We start from the raw sequence: 1799 nt of genomic DNA, 5'->3' as shown, positions 1-1799 counted from the left end.
TGGGAATCCTCTGTAACGATAACTATTTCTTTTCTATCATTAAGTAAATGGAGACATCTTTTCCATTTTTCTTTAAAAAATGAATTTATATCTTTTTCATCTTTGAAAAGGTAATAATAATCTAATATAAACTCATAGAACTTAGCAACTGCTTCATCAGCTCCTTTTTTAGTTATGCATAGTTTATATTCACAGTTTATTATATTGTCATCGTTTTCTTTTTTGGGATTGCCTTTAAACCTATTTCCCTTAGAAGAGTCAGAAGTAAAAAAGTTAATAGTTGTTTTTATATAACGGAAAAGTTTTTCTATTATTAATAGAATCAGCCCGATAACATAAAACACAAGAAATGGAATACTAATATAAAAAATAATAACAGCTAATGTTACCAAAAAAGGGATTATATCTTCTTTTATAATCTCATATATATAATTGACTAATGAATTAACTTTAGCCTCCTAATTATATGCCCTTTTCTTTCTCTTTATATTTCTCAAGCAATAACTTAATTGCTTCTTCTAAGAGTTCATTTTGGCGTTTGCCTTGCTTAACAGCTAAAACCTTCAAATCAGTTAAAAGTTTTTTATCAATAGTAGTATTTATATAAGCTTTTTCCTTTTTCTCCACGGGCTTACCTCCTTATTAATAAATATAACAATTCCAATTTTTGTTGACAAGTTGAAAAAAAGATTATATATTTCTAATTAGTTGATTGGTTGAAATCAACATAATAAATTCAGGAGGTATTAGCTATGGCAAACGCAGTAGAAAAACATTTTGGTTTGGTTAAGGAGGCAATTATCGATGTAGAAAATGCCTCTATTCCGTCCTATCTTGATGAGAATGGAGATGTATGGGTAGCATTGAGACCAATAGTTAATGCTTTAGGATTGGACTGGGGAACTCAAAGAAAGAAATTGAAAAATTTAAAGGAAAAAGGCATCGCCTTAAAGGCGACACCTCTAAAAGATGTTAACGGCAAAACTCAAGAAATGCTAACAATCAACCTCTACGATCTACCAGTCTATCTATATTCTATCAACATTAACAAAGTCCGTCCAGAACTTAGAGAAAAAATTAAAAAATTCCAAATAGAAACCACCCACGCCATAAGAGAATACTGGAAAAACAAGATTAAAAAAGAAAGAGAAGAAATAGAAAAACTCAAAGCCGAATACAACCAGCTTGTGCAGGAACTCCGACAAATCCCAACCTACGAAGAATACAAGGAACTCAAACTCAAATACGACCTCTTAACCTCAATTTTAGATGTATTAATGATAGATATGGAAAAAGCAAAGCCATATATAGACATGATGTTCAAAAGAATAGAATGGGTAAAAAACGGAGTAAAAGTTGGAGACAAACTCGTCAAATTTTAAACAAACTGGGGCGTATGCCCCCTTTTTTCAATAATTCACCACAACAGAAAATTTCTTAATGATATTTTCCAGCTCCATTTAAACAGGCTATACATTTATCTAAAAAATCTTGATATAACTTTAGCTCCTATTAAGTCTCCCCACACGTTAGTCATCGTTCTAAACATATCTAAAAATCTATCTACAGCTATAATTATTGCTATTCCTTCAAGAGGAATTCCTACAGATGTAAATACTAAAGTCATTGTTATTAAACCAGCACTTGGTATAGCAGCAGCACCTATAGAGGCAAAAGTAGCTGTTATAAATATTAAAAACTGCTGGAATATTGTTAAATCTATGCCGTATAAACTCGCTATGAAATTGGCTGCAACTGCCTCGTACAAAGCAGTTCCGTCCATATTTATTGTAGCTCCA

At 31.4% G+C, this 1799-nt stretch carries 4 protein-coding genes; 1 reads left to right on the top strand and 3 read right to left on the bottom strand.

Annotated features, from left to right (window positions below):
* Both HG1285_RS02940 and HG1285_RS19225 read right to left on the bottom strand, forming a co-directional pair.
* On the bottom strand, positions 1 to 392 hold a 392-nt coding region (locus HG1285_RS02940), incomplete at its 3' end, for a hypothetical protein (protein WP_008288998.1).
* A gap of 70 nt (positions 393 to 462) precedes the next feature.
* Entirely contained in the window at positions 463 to 627 is a 165-nt protein-coding gene (locus HG1285_RS19225; protein ID WP_008288997.1) for a ribbon-helix-helix domain-containing protein, read from the bottom strand.
* 125 nt (positions 628 to 752) lie between these two features.
* Between HG1285_RS19225 and HG1285_RS18950 the strand changes: the two genes are divergently transcribed.
* Positions 753 to 1382, top strand: a complete 630-nt coding sequence (locus HG1285_RS18950) for an antirepressor protein (protein WP_008288996.1) — start codon at positions 753 to 755, stop codon at positions 1380 to 1382.
* Positions 1383 to 1477: 95 nt separating this feature from the next.
* On the opposite strand, the gene HG1285_RS02945 is transcribed toward HG1285_RS18950, so the two are convergent.
* Positions 1478 to 1799, bottom strand: a 322-nt coding sequence (locus tag HG1285_RS02945; RefSeq protein ID WP_008288995.1) for a cation:dicarboxylase symporter family transporter, incomplete at its 5' end; no start/stop codon positions are given.

Source organism: Hydrogenivirga sp. 128-5-R1-1, from assembly GCF_000171895.1.
The sequence above is the reverse complement of the archived record's forward strand: the minus strand, read 5'-3'. Positions and strand labels throughout refer to the sequence as shown.